Source organism: Mesorhizobium sp. dw_380, assembly GCF_018588885.1.
In the GTDB taxonomy this organism is placed as follows: domain Bacteria; phylum Pseudomonadota; class Alphaproteobacteria; order Rhizobiales; family Rhizobiaceae; genus Mesorhizobium.
In genome coordinates, this window is the sequence record NZ_JAFFIW010000009.1 from 142,770 (window position 1) to 158,209 (window position 15,440).

General features: G+C 63.4%; 17 protein-coding genes. 12 read left to right on the plus strand and 5 right to left on the minus strand.

The features are described 5' to 3' along the window. Positions 1–88 precede the first annotated feature (88 nt). On the plus strand, positions 89–901 hold the full coding sequence (locus tag JT360_RS12000; protein WP_214471824.1) for a VOC family protein: 813 nt from the start codon (positions 89–91) through the stop codon (positions 899–901). Positions 902–951: 50 nt separating this feature from the next. Here the strand turns inward: JT360_RS12000 and purB are convergent, their stop codons facing one another. Further along, a complete protein-coding gene (gene purB, locus JT360_RS12005) occupies positions 952–2,259 on the minus strand; it encodes an adenylosuccinate lyase (RefSeq protein ID WP_214471825.1) in 1,308 nt (435 codons plus the stop codon). Positions 2,260–2,406: 147 nt separating this feature from the next. On the opposite strand from purB, the gene JT360_RS12010 reads away from it, so the two are divergent. After that, positions 2,407–2,661, plus strand: a complete 255-nt coding sequence (locus JT360_RS12010) for a DUF2171 domain-containing protein (protein WP_214471826.1) — start codon at positions 2,407–2,409, stop codon at positions 2,659–2,661. Positions 2,662–2,670: 9 nt separating this feature from the next. Here JT360_RS12010 and JT360_RS12015 read toward each other — a convergent pair whose 3' ends face one another. Beyond that, complete coding sequence (locus JT360_RS12015) at positions 2,671–3,693, minus strand: P1 family peptidase (RefSeq protein WP_214471827.1); 1,023 nt, start codon at positions 3,691–3,693, stop codon at positions 2,671–2,673. Continuing rightward, positions 3,693–4,766 (minus strand): branched-chain amino acid ABC transporter substrate-binding protein, encoded by a 1,074-nt coding sequence (locus JT360_RS12020; protein ID WP_214471828.1) that lies wholly within the window; start codon positions 4,764–4,766, stop codon positions 3,693–3,695. The genes JT360_RS12015 and JT360_RS12020 overlap by 1 nt, the downstream gene beginning before the upstream one ends. 180 nt (positions 4,767–4,946) lie before the next feature. On the opposite strand from JT360_RS12020, the gene JT360_RS12025 reads away from it, so the two are divergent. The 7 genes from JT360_RS12025 (at position 4,947) to JT360_RS12055 (ending at position 11,449) form a co-directional block, all read left to right on the plus strand. Beyond that, the gene (locus tag JT360_RS12025) at positions 4,947–5,474 is read left to right on the plus strand and encodes a flavin reductase (protein WP_214471829.1); all 528 of its coding nucleotides are present in this window, start codon (positions 4,947–4,949) and stop codon (positions 5,472–5,474) included. After that, positions 5,471–6,400, plus strand: coding sequence for an AAA family ATPase (locus tag JT360_RS12030; protein WP_214471830.1), 930 nt, complete (start codon positions 5,471–5,473; stop codon positions 6,398–6,400). Before JT360_RS12025 ends, JT360_RS12030 begins: the two co-directional genes overlap by 4 nt. Positions 6,401–6,403: 3 nt before the next feature. Beyond that, the gene (locus JT360_RS12035) at positions 6,404–7,648 is read left to right on the plus strand and encodes a vWA domain-containing protein (protein WP_214471831.1); all 1,245 of its coding nucleotides are present in this window, start codon (positions 6,404–6,406) and stop codon (positions 7,646–7,648) included. 50 nt (positions 7,649–7,698) lie between these two features. Then, positions 7,699–8,037: an XdhC family protein gene (locus JT360_RS12040; RefSeq protein WP_214471832.1), complete on the plus strand. Its 339-nt coding sequence runs from the start codon at positions 7,699–7,701 to the stop codon at positions 8,035–8,037. A 6-nt stretch (positions 8,038–8,043) separates the two neighbouring features. After that, positions 8,044–8,748 carry an XdhC family protein gene (locus JT360_RS12045; RefSeq protein WP_214471833.1) on the plus strand — a complete coding sequence of 235 codons (705 nt, stop codon included), beginning with the start codon at positions 8,044–8,046 and terminating at the stop codon, positions 8,746–8,748. Further along, positions 8,745–10,355: an NTP transferase domain-containing protein gene (locus JT360_RS12050; protein ID WP_214471834.1), complete on the plus strand. Its 1,611-nt coding sequence runs from the start codon at positions 8,745–8,747 to the stop codon at positions 10,353–10,355. The genes JT360_RS12045 and JT360_RS12050 overlap by 4 nt, the downstream gene beginning before the upstream one ends. Before the next feature lie 242 nt (positions 10,356–10,597). Beyond that, positions 10,598–11,449 carry an alpha/beta hydrolase family protein gene (locus tag JT360_RS12055; RefSeq protein WP_214471835.1) on the plus strand — a complete coding sequence of 284 codons (852 nt, stop codon included), beginning with the start codon at positions 10,598–10,600 and terminating at the stop codon, positions 11,447–11,449. 28 nt (positions 11,450–11,477) lie between these two features. Here JT360_RS12055 and JT360_RS12060 read toward each other — a convergent pair whose 3' ends face one another. Next, on the minus strand, positions 11,478–12,530 hold the full coding sequence (locus tag JT360_RS12060) for a DUF1176 domain-containing protein (RefSeq protein WP_214471836.1): 1,053 nt from the start codon (positions 12,528–12,530) through the stop codon (positions 11,478–11,480). 140 nt (positions 12,531–12,670) lie between these two features. Between JT360_RS12060 and JT360_RS12065 the strand changes: the two genes are divergently transcribed. Beyond that, positions 12,671–13,177: a DUF1993 domain-containing protein gene (locus JT360_RS12065; RefSeq protein ID WP_214471837.1), complete on the plus strand. Its 507-nt coding sequence runs from the start codon at positions 12,671–12,673 to the stop codon at positions 13,175–13,177. A gap of 56 nt (positions 13,178–13,233) precedes the next feature. Here the strand turns inward: JT360_RS12065 and JT360_RS12070 are convergent, their stop codons facing one another. Further along, on the minus strand, positions 13,234–13,398 hold the full coding sequence (locus JT360_RS12070) for a hypothetical protein (protein ID WP_214471838.1): 165 nt from the start codon (positions 13,396–13,398) through the stop codon (positions 13,234–13,236). Positions 13,399–13,690: 292 nt separating this feature from the next. On the opposite strand from JT360_RS12070, the gene JT360_RS12075 reads away from it, so the two are divergent. Both JT360_RS12075 and JT360_RS12080 read left to right on the plus strand, forming a co-directional pair. After that, positions 13,691–14,221, plus strand: a complete 531-nt coding sequence (locus JT360_RS12075) for a hypothetical protein (RefSeq protein ID WP_250888747.1) — start codon at positions 13,691–13,693, stop codon at positions 14,219–14,221. A 120-nt stretch (positions 14,222–14,341) separates the two neighbouring features. Next, the gene (locus tag JT360_RS12080) at positions 14,342–15,409 is read left to right on the plus strand and encodes an aldo/keto reductase (RefSeq protein ID WP_214471839.1); all 1,068 of its coding nucleotides are present in this window, start codon (positions 14,342–14,344) and stop codon (positions 15,407–15,409) included. The last annotated feature ends 31 nt before the right edge of the window (positions 15,410–15,440 follow it).

Sequence of the window (15,440 nt, forward strand, 5' to 3'; positions counted from 1 at the left end):
TTTTGGCGCTGACACGACGTACAATGATCGGCGGCGCCGGGTTCCTGGCTTTGGAGTTTCGCCGAGCGTGGCCGCAACGGAGACAATGATGAGCGAACTGCCATTTGCCGCCACCACGCCGGTGAGCGTTGCCCGCGTCGGGCTGAAGGCACGCAATGCCGAAAGCCTCGCTGCCTACTATCGCAGCGTTGTCGGTCTGCAGGAATTGAGCCGTGCCAATGGCGCGATCACGTTGGGTGCCGGCAGTCGTCCGTTGCTGGTGCTCGAGCCGGACGCTTCCGCCAAGCCGGACGATCCGCGCAGCGCCGGACTGTTCCACACGGCTTTCCTGCTCCCCAGCCGCGCCGATCTCGGCCGTTGGATCAACCACGCCATATCAGACAAGATCGCCATCGAGGGTGCTTCGGACCATCTGGTCAGCGAAGCGCTGTACCTGACCGATCCCGAAGGCAACGGCATCGAGATCTATGCCGACCGCCGCCCGCAAGACTGGAAGTGGAACGGCGACAAGATCGCCATGGCGACGGAGCGGCTGAACATTCCATCTGTCGTCGCCGAAGTGCCGGCCGGCGATGCGGGCTGGCAGGGCGCGCCGGAAAACAGCGTTGTCGGCCACGTCCATTTGCGCGTCGGCAGGCCGGAAGACGCTGAAGCCTGGTGGAACCAGGAATTCGGCTTCGACACAATGGCCAGATATGGCGCCCAGGCGGTCTTCCTGTCGTCAGGCCATTACCACCATCATATCGGCGCCAATGCCTGGCAGAGCGCCGGCGCCGGCCGCCGCGACCCGTCCCATTCGGGCCTCGCCTGGGTCGAGATGCGCTCGGACAATGTGAGCAGCGAAACGACCCGTGAGGACCCGTGGGGCACGGTGATCAGGACCGTTCCCGGCAAGGCGTGATTTGACGTCGGCACAGCTTCTTTCTCCCCGTAAACGGGGAGAAAGAAAGCTCAAGCTTCCCCAAACACTCGCCTGAAAATCGTATCGACATGCTTGGTGTGGTAACCCAGGTCGAATTTCTCGCGGATCTCGGCTTCGGGAAGAGCCGCGGTCACTTCCTTGTCGGCCAAAAGTTCTTCAAGGAAATCAGCGCCTTGTTCCCACACCTTCATGGCGTTGCGTTGAACCAGCCGGTAGGAGTCCTCGCGCGACAGGCCGGCCTGCGTCAACGCCAGCATCACGCGCTGCGAATGCACCAGGCCGCGGAACTTGTTCATGTTCTTCAGCATGTTCTCGGGATAGACGACCAGCTTGTCGATGACGCTGGTCAGCCGCGACAGCGCGAAATCGAGCGTCACCGTGGCGTCCGGGCCGATCATGCGCTCGACCGAGGAGTGCGAAATGTCGCGCTCGTGCCAGAGCGCCACATTCTCCATCGCCGGCAGTGCCATGGAACGCACCATGCGGGCAAGGCCGGTGAGGTTTTCCGTCAGCACTGGGTTGCGCTTATGCGGCATCGCCGACGAGCCTTTCTGGCCCGGCGAGAAAAATTCTTCGGCTTCCAGCACCTCGGTGCGCTGCAGATGTCGGATTTCGACAGCCAGCCGCTCGATCGACGAGGCGATGACGCCGAGGGTGGCAAAGAACATGGCGTGGCGGTCGCGCGGGATCACTTGCGTCGACACCGGCTCCGGCTTCAACCCGAGCTTGGCCGCCACATGTTCCTCGACATAGGGCTCGATGTTGGCAAAGGTGCCGACCGCGCCTGAGATGGCGCAGGTTGCGATATCCTCGCGCGCGTGCACCAGCCTCTCGCGGCAGCGCGAGAATTCGGCATAGGCCTGCGCCAGCTTGATGCCGAAGGTTGTCGGCTCGGCATGGATGCCGTGGCTGCGGCCGATGGTGACGGTGTCCTTGTGCTCGAAGGCACGGCGCTTGAGCGCGGCAAGCAGGCCGTCAATGTCGGCGAGCAGGATGTCGCTGGCCCGGGTGAGCTGGACGGCAAAGCAGGTGTCGAGAACATCCGACGATGTCATGCCCTGGTGGATGAAGCGCGCATCCGGTCCGACGAATTCAGCAAGATGGGTCAGGAAGGCGATGACGTCATGCTTGGTGACGCGTTCGATCTCGTCGATCTTCTCGACGTCGAATTTCGCCGCGCCACCCTTTTCCCAGATTGTTTTCGCAGCCGCTTTCGGGATGACGCCGAGTTCGGCCAGCGCGTCGCAGGCGTGGGCCTCGATTTCGAACCAGATGCGAAACCGGGTTTCGGGCGACCAGATGGCGACCATTTCCGGCCTGGAATAGCGTGGGATCATCGGTCAGTCCTGACATATCGAGAGGTTTGTCCGCGTCCTAACAGAGGCGGACCAAATGCTCAACGCCGCTGCCGCGCAAAGCAGAGGCTCGATGCATCCAATCGGCTGGTCATTTGTTATTGTCGGCAGTCCCAATGGAGAACCACCATGACCGACACCAGCAAAATTCGTGAGCATATGGAAGTCGTCGGCGCCGATGGCGTGCATGTCGGCACTGTCGACAAGGTCGACGGCCAGCGTATCAAGCTGAGCAAGGCTGACAGCGGCCAGGGCTCTCATAGGGGCCATCACCATTACGTCCCCCTGGCCCTGGTTGCCGAGGTCGACGGCAAGAAGGTGTGGCTGTCCGCGAATTCCGATGTCGCGGTGACCTTCGAGGAAGAAAAGTCCGATCCGCTTTGATCGTCGACGTCAGCCGCGATGTGACCAGACCGGGAACAGGTCGTTGTCGGCTGGCGTCGCGGCAAACACGCCGCGGCTGATGGCGCGCGCCATGGTGGCGCCGGCCGCGGCATAGAGGTCGATTGCCGCATCGGCTTCGAGCCGGATGCCGCTTTTGCCGGTCGCCAGCGCGAACACCAGATCGCCGTCAGCCGGCGTGTGCGTCGGCCAGATGGCGCGCACGAAGCCGTCATGCGCCGACATCGCCAGGCGTTTCGCGGCGGCTTTGGTTAGGACCGCGTCCGTGGCGATGACGGCGATGGTTGTGTTGCCGCCGGTCTCCATCTGCTTCCCGGCATGCTTGTCGCGGTATTTCAGCAGAATTTTCTTCGCATCCTTCGGCATTGGTGAGGGATAACCGAGCCCGCCGAACTCGTCGCCGATTTCGAACGGCGCCGCCCAGAAGTGGCGGGTTCCGCTGACAGTCACCGATCCGGTCGGGTTGACGGCGGCCAGCGCACCGATGGTGACGCCACTGTCCAGCAGCGTCGAGGCGGAGCCCAGCCCGCCCTTCAGCCCGGCGGTCAACGCACCCGTGCCGGCGCCGGCCGTGCCGAGCTGGAAGTCGGTGGCGGCGGATTGCGCTGCCTCATAGCCGAGGTCGCGGTAAGGCGGATAGCGGCCCCAATCCTTGTCGCCGCCATTGCGCAGGTCGAACAGGATTGCCGCCGGCACGATCGGCACGCGAAAGCCGCCCACCTCGAAACCGATGCCACGTTCGCGCAGCGCCGCCTGCACGCCGGACGCCGCGTCGAGGCCGAAAGCCGAACCGCCCGACAGCACCACGGCATGGACCGCCTCGACCGAATTGTGCGGTTCGAGCAAATCCGTCTCGCGCGTGCCCGGCGCGCCCCCCAGGATCTGGACACCGGCCACCGCCGGTTCATCGCAAAGCACAGCCGTCACGCCGGACTTCAGCCTGGCGTCGGAAGCATTGCCGACAGTGAGGCCGGCAACATCGGTGATCAGATTGCGCGGACCGGTGCGGAACATCAGTTGCTTTCCAGGGGCACGAAGCGCGTGCCGTCGAAGCGGAAGACGCGGTAGGGGCTCTGGCTAAGGTCGCCCTTGGCATCAAAGCGGATCGGCCCGATCGCCGTGGTGAAATCATGCCCGGTCAGCGCCTCGGTCAGCGGCCTGCCCGAGGTTTCGGACAAGGCCGTTGCCGCCTTGGCGATCTCGACCGCCGCATAGGCAGGCAGCGTATAACCGTCCGGCACGATCTTTTGCGCGGCGAAGCTCTCCAGCACTTTTGGGTCGGCGACATCGGCCCATTCGGGCGGCGCGATCATCAGCGTGCCCGTCGCATAGGGCACGTCGCCGGGCGGCGTGCGCAGATTTTCGCCGCCGGCAAAGACAATGCTGGCCTGGAGCTGCGCGGCATCGCGGGCCATGATGGCAATGTCGTCGCCGTCGCCACCGGCAAAAACATGCGTGGCGCCAGCCTTTTTCAACCGCCCGACCAAGCCGATCTGGTTGTCGAGCTGCGGGCGGAACGTGTCGACGAAGACAGGTTTCAGCGCCGCCTGCTCCGCCGCCGCGCGAAACGTCTCGGCGATCTCGCGGCCGTAGATGGTACCGTCGTCGATGATGGCGAACAGTGCGTTCTGCCACAGGCGGGTGAGGGTGGAGGCAACGGCATTGCGCTCATCGTCGCCGCGCGGCCCGAGGCGATAGACCGGCCAGCCGGTCTTGCCGCGGCGGTCGGTCAGGCTTTCCGTTCGCACGCCGACGGTGATGACGGGAATATTTGCGTCCTTGAGGATCGGCATCGCCGCTTCGATAGCGTCCGTGCAGAGAAAGCCGACCACGACATTGACCTTGGCCGCTGCGAAGTCCCTGGCAGCGGCGGCGCCGCCGTCGGCGGTGCAGGCGTCATCCAGGGTCTTGAGTTCGACGCCATTTGTTTCTGCCGCGTGCCCGGCACCGGCCTGGATCTGCTTGCCGAGGATGGCCGATGGTCCCGACAGCGGCGCGGCAACGCCGATCGTGAGCGTCTGGGCGCTGGCGGCGCCGGCCGCGAACAGCCAGGCCAGCGCGGCGGATATCGTTGCCCCGGGTCGCATCCTGCCGAAGAATTCCTCCAAGCCCGCGATAACAGCGCGAGCACCAGTTCCCGCCAAGACCTAAAGGCTGCCCGGCCTTGGTGCAACACGCGAATTCGGGATATGGGCCAAGCACTTCGCTTGTGGCGTGTCGTATGTCGCCATATATAGCGGTAGGGTTTCTGGCTGTGGAAAATTCCTGTGCTGAAGAAGAATGACATTGGACCGCAGGCCTATCGCGACGCGATGAGCCATTTTGCCGGTCACGTCCATGTGGTGACCACCGATGGGCCCGCCGGCAAGCGTGGCGCGACGGTGATCGCTGCCTGTTCGGTGTCGGATACGCCGCCGACCATCCTGGTCTGCCTCAACCGCGAGAACCCCAAGAACGAGCCGTTCGTGAAAAACGGACGATTTGCCCTGAACACGCTGGCTTCGCACCAGCAGCCGCTCTCGGTCGGTTTTTCCGGCATGACCGGTCTTCCGGTCGAGGAGCGTTTCGCGCTCGGCGAATGGGATGTGATTTCCACCGGCGCGCCGACGCTGAAGGGCGCCCTTGCGGTGTTCGACTGCGAGCTGATCGACACCAAGGACCTGGCCACCCATCGTGTGCTTTTTGGCAAGGTGACAGGCCTGCGCATGGGCGATAATTTGCGGCCGCTGATCTATCACGCCCGCGGCTACCATGTCCTGGAGAGCGGAGCGGCGGCATTCACGGAGAACGAATGACCGAGCTGAAACCGCGCCCCGCGCCGCGGACGATCGACGAGACGCTCGATCTCCTGACCGGCGCGGACTATGTGGCCGACCGGTCGCTGGCGACCGTGCTTTTCCTGTCGCTGCGCATGAACCGGCCCTTGTTCCTCGAGGGCGAGGCCGGCGTCGGCAAGACCGAGATCGCCAAGGTCTTGGCGCAGGCGCTTGGGCGCCGCCTGATACGCCTGCAATGCTATGAGGGGCTCGATGTCTCCTCGGCTGTCTATGAGTGGAACTACGCCGCGCAGATGATCGAGATCCGCATGGAGGAGGCGGCCGGCAAGGTTGATCGCTCCGCCATGGAACGCAATGTGTTCTCCGAAAAATACCTGATCCGCCGCCCGGTGCTCGATGCGCTGACCGGCAAGGCAGGTGCCGCGCCAGTCTTCCTGATCGACGAACTCGACCGCACCGACGAAGCCTTCGAAGCCTTCCTGCTTGAAATCCTGTCCGACTTCCAGGTGACGGTGCCCGAACTCGGCACCATCAAGGCGGAGGAGCCGCCGATCGTCATTATCACCACAAACCGCACCCGTGAGATCCACGACGCGCTGAAGCGGCGTTGTCTCTATCACTGGGTCGATTATCCCAATGCCGAGCGGGAACTGGAGATCGTGCGCCGCAAGGTGCCGCAGGCCAACCAGCGGCTCTCGGCGGAGGTGGTCTCCTTCATCCAGAAACTGCGCCAGATGGAGCTGTTCAAGGTGCCGGGCGTCGCCGAAACCATCGATTGGGCCGGTGCGCTGACCGAACTCGACAAGGTGGCGCTCGACCCTGAGACGGTGTCCGACACGATCGGCGTGCTGCTGAAATACCAGGACGACATTGCCCGGATCGAACAGGGCGAAGGCCGGCGCATCCTCAACGAGGTGAAGTCCGAGCTTTCGGCGGCGGAGTAGGCCATGCTGCGCTCCCAACCGAAAGAGGCCATGCCGCACGGGCGCATCGCCGACAACATCGTCTATTTTGCCCGCACCTTGCGCAAGGCCGGCATGCGGGTGGGGCCGGCTTCGGTCAAGGACGCCATCGAGGCGGTGCTGGCCGCCGGCATCGGTTCGCGCGATGATTTCTACTGGACGCTGCACGCCGTGCTGGTCTCACGGCACGAGGACCACGCTACTTTCGACGAAGCTTTCCGCCTGTTCTGGAAGTCGCGTGAGTTGATCGAGAAACTGCTGGCGATGTTTTCGCCGGTTGCGCCCGACGTCAGGGAGAAGCAGAAGCCGCGCGCGGCCGAGAACCGCGTCAGCCAGGCGATGTTCGAAGGCCACCAGAAGAACCAGCCGCCTCAGGAGGTTCCGGAGATCGAGGTCGATGCCCGCTTCACATTTTCCGGCAATGAGGTGCTGCGGGGCAAGGACTTTGCCCAGATGAACGCCGCCGAGATGGCCGACGCCAGGAAGGCGATCGCAGAGATGCGGCTGCCTATCGACATGGTGCGGACCAGGCGCTTCAAGGCCGATGCGCATGGCCGCCGCGTCGACCCGCGCGCCATGATGCGTTTGGCTGCGCGCACCGGCGGCGAGCTGATCCTGCCCAAATTCCGCCTGGCCCGCGAAGTCCACCCGCCGCTGGTGGTGCTGGCCGACATTTCCGGTTCGATGAGCCAATATACGCGCATCTTTCTGCACTTCCTGCATGCGCTGACGGAAAAACGCCGGCGCGTGCACACTTTCGTCTTCGGCACGCGGTTGACCAATCTGACCCGGCAGATGCGCCATCGCGATCCCGATGCCGCCCTTGCCGATTGTTCGGCGGCGGTCAAGGACTGGTCTGGCGGTACGCGCATCGGTGACACGCTGGCCGAGTTCAACCTGATATGGTCGCGGCGCGTGCTGGGGCAGGGTGCGGTGGTGCTTCTGATCACCGATGGGCTGGAGCGCGACGATGTCGCCGGGCTTGCGCAGGAGATGGAGCGGCTGCACAAATCCTGCCGGCGGCTGATCTGGCTGAATCCGTTGCTGCGCTTCGACGGTTTCCAGGCGCGCGCTCGCGGCGTCAAGGCGATGCTGCCGCATGTCGACGAATTCCGCTCGGTGCACAATCTCGACGCGCTCGCCGACCTCTGCGCCTCGCTCGACAAGAAATCGGCGATTTCAGTCGATCCACGGCGATGGATGGAAGCTGGCGCGGGGCTCGCCGCATAACCATATGTTTTCTCGGCTCCTTGGAAAAACAGACCCTGAGGGAAGCAACGATGAGCGACAGTCTTTATCTCGACGAAGCCCGCGATCCGCTGATCATTGCGGAAGGTTGGATGAAGGACGGCAAGGATGTCGCTATCGCGACCGTGGTCGAGACCTGGGGTTCGGCGCCACGCCCGGTCGGCAGCCACCTTGTCATCGACGCGGACGGCAATTTCCACGGATCGGTTTCGGGCGGCTGCGTCGAGGGCGCGGTGGTGACCGAAGCGATCGATGTCATCGGCTCTGGCAAGGCCAAAATGCTGGAATTCGGTGTTGCCGACGAGACCGCCTGGCAGGTCGGCCTGTCCTGTGGTGGCCGCATCAAGGTCTATGTCGAGAGGCTTGGCTGATCTACGATGGATCCGTATGCGCTGAAAACCCTCAACGCCGAACGACGCGCCCGCCGTGCGGCGATCCTCGTCACCGATCTCGGCGATGGTCGCGATCGCATCGTGCGCGAGGGCGATCTGGTTGCCGGCGATCTCGGCGCCGCGATCGCCAAGGCGTTTCGATCCGGCAATTCCGGTACCGTCGAGGCGGAAGGGCGGAGCTTCTTTCTCAACGCACATCTTCCGCAGCCGCGGCTTGTGGTGATCGGCGCGGTCCATATCAGCCAGGCGCTGGCGCCAATGGCCAGGATCGCGGGCTATCCCGTGGAGATCATCGATCCGCGCACCGCCTTTGCCACACCGGACCGCTTTCCCGATGTCGCCTTGCATGCCGAGTGGCCGGAAGACGTGCTGAAGCGCCAGCCGCTCGACAGCTACACGGCGCTTGCCGCCGTTACGCATGATCCGAAGATCGACGATTTCGCGCTGAAAGCGGCGCTTGAGGCGAACTGCTTCTATGTCGGGGCGCTTGGCAGCCGCAAGACGCACGCCAAGCGCGTCGAACGCTTGCTGGCGCTGGGCGCGCGTGCCGAGCGGATCGCAGGCATTCATGCGCCGATCGGGCTCGACATCGGTGCCGCGAGCCCCGCCGAGATCGCCGTCGCCATTCTCGCGCAGGCCATCCTTGCCTTTCGCTCGCGCGGCCTCGATGCCAAAGGCGCGGCGGCGTGAGATTCGGCCCAGTTCCGATCGATCAGGCCGAAGGCGCGGTGCTGGCACATGCCACCACCGCCGGCGAAAAGCGGTTTCGCAAAGCGCACAGGCTGAACGCCGAAGACGTCTCCATCCTCAAGCAAGCAGGTCTCTCGCAGGTCGTTGCGGCCGTGTTGGCCCCGGACGATCTCGGCGAGGACGCCGCAGCGCAACGAATTGCCGAGAGCATGACTTTCGGCGGCATCGAGGTCAGGCCGGCCGCCACCGGTCGCGTCAACCTCCACGCCAAGGCGGCCGGCATCTTCACGGTCAATGCCACTGTCATCGACGCGATCAACGCCGTCGATCCCGCTATCACCATTGCCACGCTGGCGCAGCACGCGCCGGTCGAGAAAGGCCAGATGGTCGCGACGGTGAAGATCATTCCCTTCGCGGTCGCCTCCGCGTTGGTCGACGCGGTGGCCAAAATCTGCGCGGGCGGCGAGATATTTGCCGTCAACATCTATCAGCCGGTGCGCGTCGGCGTCATCCAGACGGTCCTGCCGGGCACCAAGCCTGGCGTGCTCGACAAGACATTGCGCGTCACCGAAGCACGGCTGGCGCGCTCGGGCGGCAGGCTGACGGCTGAGCGACGCACGCCGCATGAGATCGCGCCCGTGGCGGAGGCTGCAACCTCGCTGGCGCGCGACAACGACATGGTGGTGATCTTCGGCGCCTCCGCCATGAGCGATTTCGCCGATGTCGTTCCGGCGGCGATCGAGAGGGCGGGTGGAACTGTCATCCGCGCGGGCATGCCGGTCGATCCCGGCAATCTTTTGGTGCTCGGTACGCTCGACGGCAAGCGCGTCATCGGTGCGCCCGGCTGCGCCCGCAGCCCCAAGGAAAACGGCTTCGACTGGGTGCTTGACCGCCTGGTTGCCGGCCTCGACGTCACCGCGCGCGACATCGCCGGCATGGGTGTCGGCGGGCTGCTGATGGAAATCCCGACACGGCCCCAGCCGCGCGAGCCGCTGCCGGCCAAGAGCCAACTCAAGGTCGGGATCATGCTTCTGGCGGCTGGCCGGTCGAGCCGCATGGGCGGGCCGAACAAGCTGCTGGCGCTGTTCGACAGCAAGCCGTTGGTGCGCCGCACCGCCGAGCGCGCGCTCGCCTCGAAGGCTTCATGCACGATCGTCGTCACCGGCCATCAGCGCGAGCGGGTGCGCGGAGCATTGTCGGGTCTCGACGTCACCTTCGCCGACAATCCCGACTTCGCCGAGGGCCTGTCCACCTCCCTGAAAGCCGGGATTGCCTATCTGCCGCAAGACATCGCCGGCGTGATGATTGTTCTTGGAGACATGCCAGGTGTCGCGTCCGACGATCTGGACTGGCTGATCGATGCCTTCCGCAAAGCCGGAGGCAATTCGGTGGTCCGCGCCTCGCATGAGGGCAAGCGTGGCAACCCGGTGCTCCTGCCGCGCTCGCTGTTCCCGGCCATCGCCCATCTCGAAGGTGATACCGGCGCACGCCATCTGGTCGAGGCCGAAGGACTTGACGTCATCGATGTCGAGATCGGCGTGGGCGCTTCCGTGGATGTCGATACCCGTGAGGCGCTGGAAGGCGCTGGCGGCGTGCTGCAGGATTGACAAACCCGGGCTGAATTACGCAAGCCTGCGGTATGGCTTTTCGTCCGTCCACCTTTGCGCTTCTACCCCCCTCTGGCCTGCCGGCCATCTCCCCCTCAAGGGGGGAGATTGGATGTCGCCACGGCTTTCGCCAACCGCCGTCGTCGGAGAAAGAGTGTCGGCGCGGAAGCTGCCAATCTCCCCCCTTGAGGGGGAGATGGCCGGCAGGCCAGAGGGGGGCGTGCCGCGCCGTCCTAGCAGCTGTGTTTTTCTTGTTTTCTTCGGCCGCCAACGCCGACACTTTGTCCCTAAAACCCTTCAAGGACGATCTCTTCGCCTATCCGGCCACGCTCTCATCCGACACCAACGGCGCCTACACGGTCATCGACTATCGCGAGATGCGCGACATCAACCAGCGCGACGAGGTGCCGGAAAAGCGCGTGCATCCGCAGTACACCGACACTGGCGTGCGCAAGGTGCAGCAGGACCTGATGCTGAAGACAGACGCTGGCGATATCAGGCACATCGCCGTCGGCAAGACCGAGGGCGCCGCCATCATCGTGCTCTACCTGCATGGGCAGGGCGGCAGCCGCAAGCAGGGCGTCGACGACTTCACCTTCGGCGGCAATTTCAACCGCCTCAAGAATCTGATTGCCGCCAGTGGCGGCCTCTATCTCAGCCCCGATTTTCCGGATTTCGGCGACAAGGGCGCGGCGCAGATCGCGGCCCTGATCGATCACTATGCTGAACAGTCGCCAAGCGCGAAGATCTTCGTCGCCTGCGGCTCGATGGGCGGCGCGCTGTGCTGGAAGCTTGCCGGTCGCAAGGACACGGGCGGCCGCATCAGTGGCTTGCTTCTGCTCGGCTCGCTATGGGACGATGATTTTTTCTCCAGCCCTGCCTTCAAGCGCCGCGTGCCCGTCTTCTTCGCCCAGGGCAGCCATGACGTGGTTTTTCCCGTGGCGAACCAGGAAGCCTTCTTCCGCTCCATCCTGGCCAAATCGAAGACCTACCCGACACGCTTCGTCCGTTTCGAGACCGGCACCCATGGCACGCCGATCCGCATGGCCGACTGGCGCGGAACGCTCAACTGGATGCTGTCGAAGGCGCCTTGATCGCCCCAACCCGAAGCTTGTCCAAGGCTCAAGGCGCGGTGTTGTAGTCGACGACCGTCTGCGGGTTTTCCTCGCCGTCATAGGACGCATCGACGTCATACTGGACCAGCGAGAAATCGCCGTTGCGGAACAGATAGGTGCCCGACGACGAGGCGTCCCCGACACCGCGCCATTTATCGAAAGTGCTGATCGTGTGGGCATTCTGGTCGTAGTCCGAATTGACGGCCCAGCCCGTGGTCCGGAAGCCGACAATGTGCATGGATTCGACTTTGCCTTCGCTGTCATTGTTCACGTAGCGGATATCCATCTCAGGCTCGGTGAACTGCAGCTGCCGCACCCCGGCTACATCGTCGGTCATGTAGTAGACCGAACTTTCATTGTAGGCCGCTGCCGAACAGGAGAAATGAAACAGGCGTGTTTCCTTGTCGGGGTCGCCGGGCTGCGCATCCTTGTCCTTGTATTTGATCGAAAAGGCCGCCGGCTCTTTGGCCAGAAGGTCCTTGTCGCACTGATCGCCATAGGTCGCGAGAAAAGCCTTCTTGGCCTGCTCCAGCGCCGTATCCTTCTTCGGCGGCGGCGGACCGTCGCCGCAGCTTGGCGGCAGAGCCTCTTCGAAACCCGCAGTGGAGGGTTTCAGCGCGCCCTTTTCGATGTGGATCGGATCAAAAAGTGGCTCCGCCTGGACCTGGGCATTCACCTGGCGCAGCGTGTAGCAGCCGGCGAAGACCTTTTCGCCGCCGCTCTTGTCGGTGGCGCGGATGGCGACCGGGACGTTGTAGAAAATGCTGCCGGCCGCACCTTCGTCTGAAACAGCACCGGTCTCGACCTCAACCTTGTCGGTGCCGTCATAGCCCTTGACAAAGCTGTCAAAATCCTTTGCCGGCTTCGTATCGCCGAAATAACCCCAGGCGCGGGCGAATTCGTGCCGGTTGATGGCGCTGTAGAGCGAACGGATGACCGCCTCGGCGCTCGACCGGTCGTCGACATACGGCGCTTCAGGTGCATCTTCGGCGGCTAAGGCCGGCAGACCAGTCGCGGCCAGGGAGAGAAAGGCAGTCGCTGCGAGAAGGACGCGTCTCATCTGGAATCTCCGCTCGATAACGGAAATTCTACCACGGCGATTGCGGCGACGTGGTGACGCTCCATCCACGGCGCTTGAAGAATCGTGCGCGGAGGCGCTACGTCCCTCCGCCGGCGTTCCGACCGGACAGGAGATTTGACGTGACGATATCGATGTATGAGGCATCCGTGCCCGTATTTTCAGCCAGGCTGAAAGCACTTTCCACCGTACTTGCGGCGGCCGAACAAAATGCGCTTGACCGCAAGATCGACCCACAGGTGTTTTTGACCTCAAGGCTGGCGCCCGACATGTATGCGCTGACCAGGCAGGTGCAGATCGCCACCGACCATGCCAAGGGGGCGCCGTCGCGGCTGGCCGGCCGCGAGGTGCCGAAATACGAGGACAATGAGGCAAGCTTTGCCGATCTCGAGGCTCGGATAGCCAAGACAGTCGCGCTTCTGGCGACTTTCTCGGCAGCCGATATCGACGGCTCCGATGACAAGATGATCGAGTTGAAGCTCGGCGGGCGCGAAACCACGATGGGCGGCATGCAGTATCTGCTGCATCTGGCCATGCCCAACTTCTATTTCCACCTCACCACCGCTTACGACATCCTTCGCCACAATGGCGTGCCGCTGGGCAAGGCGACATTCCTGGGATCGCGTTGAGAAATTGGACTTTACGGATGTCCCGGATCGGATCCGGGACATCTTGCAAGATGCATTTAGCGAATGGACATTTCGCGGGCGATGCGCGGAAAATCGGCAGGCTTGATACCGATGTCGGCGCGGTCGGCATTGCTCATCGAGTGAAGCAGCGCGAGCGCCGTGCGGTATCTCAGATGTTCCTGCGGGCGCGGCCGGGCGAACATTTCCGTGAAGAAACCCATCTTTCAGGCTCCTGGTTGGTCCTCCACATCAAACAATATAGGTGAATCGTTAAAATTGTGCAGTGCAGCATTTGCATGCCTGCTATGCGGCGCGCTGAAGCTTTCGCACCGCAGGAACCGTAGGCTGGACGCTGGCACATGGCCAGTTTTCCTCGCCACTCCTGGCGAATTTCCGGACAGATGAAGATGCAATCCGGCTTTTTTGTTTGAGCGGCCTTGATGCTCGCCAGCGGTCTTCGCAACAGCTAAATTCGTTAACATCCGTGGCAGGTATTTTTAACGAGCCGGTTCTATGCTCTGTAGCCTAGACAGTCAGGTAAGGGGGGAGGCTGACATCGCTACCAGCGCCAAGCGTGACTTCGCTTCGCTGCTCGACGACCTCTTCGTTGCCTCCGACAAGGGCAGCGAGGGCGCCGAGGCCGGGGCGCGTCCGTCCATTCCGTTTGACTATCTCTCGGTTGCCGATGAACTCCATTCCGGCCGCATCAAGGTGTCAGCCGCCGAATATCGTGAGGCCGGTGCCGATCTGGCGAGTGAATTCGCCGCCTTGCTCGAGCACGCCAAGCTTGCCCTGGCCGGCGAAGAGCCAAAGCTCGAGGAAAAACTGCCGCCGATCGATCCTGAATCGATCGCGGTCGAACTGGGACTGGATCAGCCAAAAAGCACCGCCGATTTCGGCCGTATGCGCCGCAGCTTCGCCTTCGCCAACCATCCCGATCGCGTCGCCCCGCATCTGCGCCAGCGCGCCATGATCCGCATGCAGGTGGCCAACATGCTGATCGACGAGGCCAAGCGCCGCGCCCTGGCCGGTGCCCGCCGCTAAAACGCCGCGCAATTCACGCAAAAGTCGGTGCGTTGAGGCTTGGAGAGCGGCTCTGCTTTCCCTATAGATGCGGCTCATTCCCGCGCTGCCACGCACGCCTTCCCTCCGGAGCAGAAATCCATGCACAAACGCCGTCTCGGTCGGACCGATCTTCTTGTTACCCAGATATGCCTTGGTTCGATGACCTGGGGCCAGCAGAACACCGAGGCCGAAGGCCACGCGCAGATGGATCTGGCTTTTTCGCGGGGCGTCAATTTCATCGACACCGCCGAACTCTACCCGATCCCGCCCAAGGCGGAGACGCAAGGGCGGACCGAGAAGATCATCGGCAACTGGATGAAGGCCAGGGGCAACCGTGACAAGGTGATCCTTGCCTCCAAGGTCGTTGGTCGCACCGCCAACGATTGGTTTCGCGGCGACAGGCCCTCGCAATTGGTGCGCGCCGATATCTTTGACGCCATCGACAAGTCGCTGGCAAAGCTCGGCACCGACTATGTCGACCTCTACCAGATCCACTGGCCGGAACGGGACATTCCCTGGGGCGCCAACCCGACGCGGGTCGGCGCAGTGGCGCGCCGCGCCGATTCCGTCGGGGCGCCTGCCGACGAAACGCCAATCGCCGAGACGCTTGCCGTCTTTGATGAACTGGTGAAGGCAGGGAAGATCCGTCATTTCGGCCTATCGAACGAGAGTTCCTGGGGCGTGATGCGGTTCCTTGCCGAGGCCGATAAGGGGACCGGCCCTCGGGTCGCGTCGATCCAGAACGCCTACAATCTCGTCAACCGCACCTTCGAGGTGAACCTCGCCGAGGTCCGCGAACGCGAAGAGGTGTCGCTGCTTGCCTATTCGCCGCTGGCGCAGGGCTATCTGACCGGCAAATACGACCATGGCGCGCGCCCGCAGGGCTCGCGTTCGCAACTGTTCAATCGCGGCCAGCGTTACGAGAGGCCGAATGCCGCCGCGGTGCTGCTCGAATACAATGAACTGGCGCGCTCCTTTGGCCTGGAGCCGGCCCTGTTTGCCAATGCCTATGTGTCGAGCCGTCCGTTCGTCACGTCGAACATCGTCGGTGCCACGTCAGTTGCACAGCTGGAGATGGCGCTGTCCTCGGTGGATGTCGTCTGGACCGAAGAGATGCAGAAGGCGGTCGATGCGATCCATCAGCGCGTCGGCAATCCCTGTCCTTGATGGCTCAGGGTGCGGAGTTACCCAGAAATAA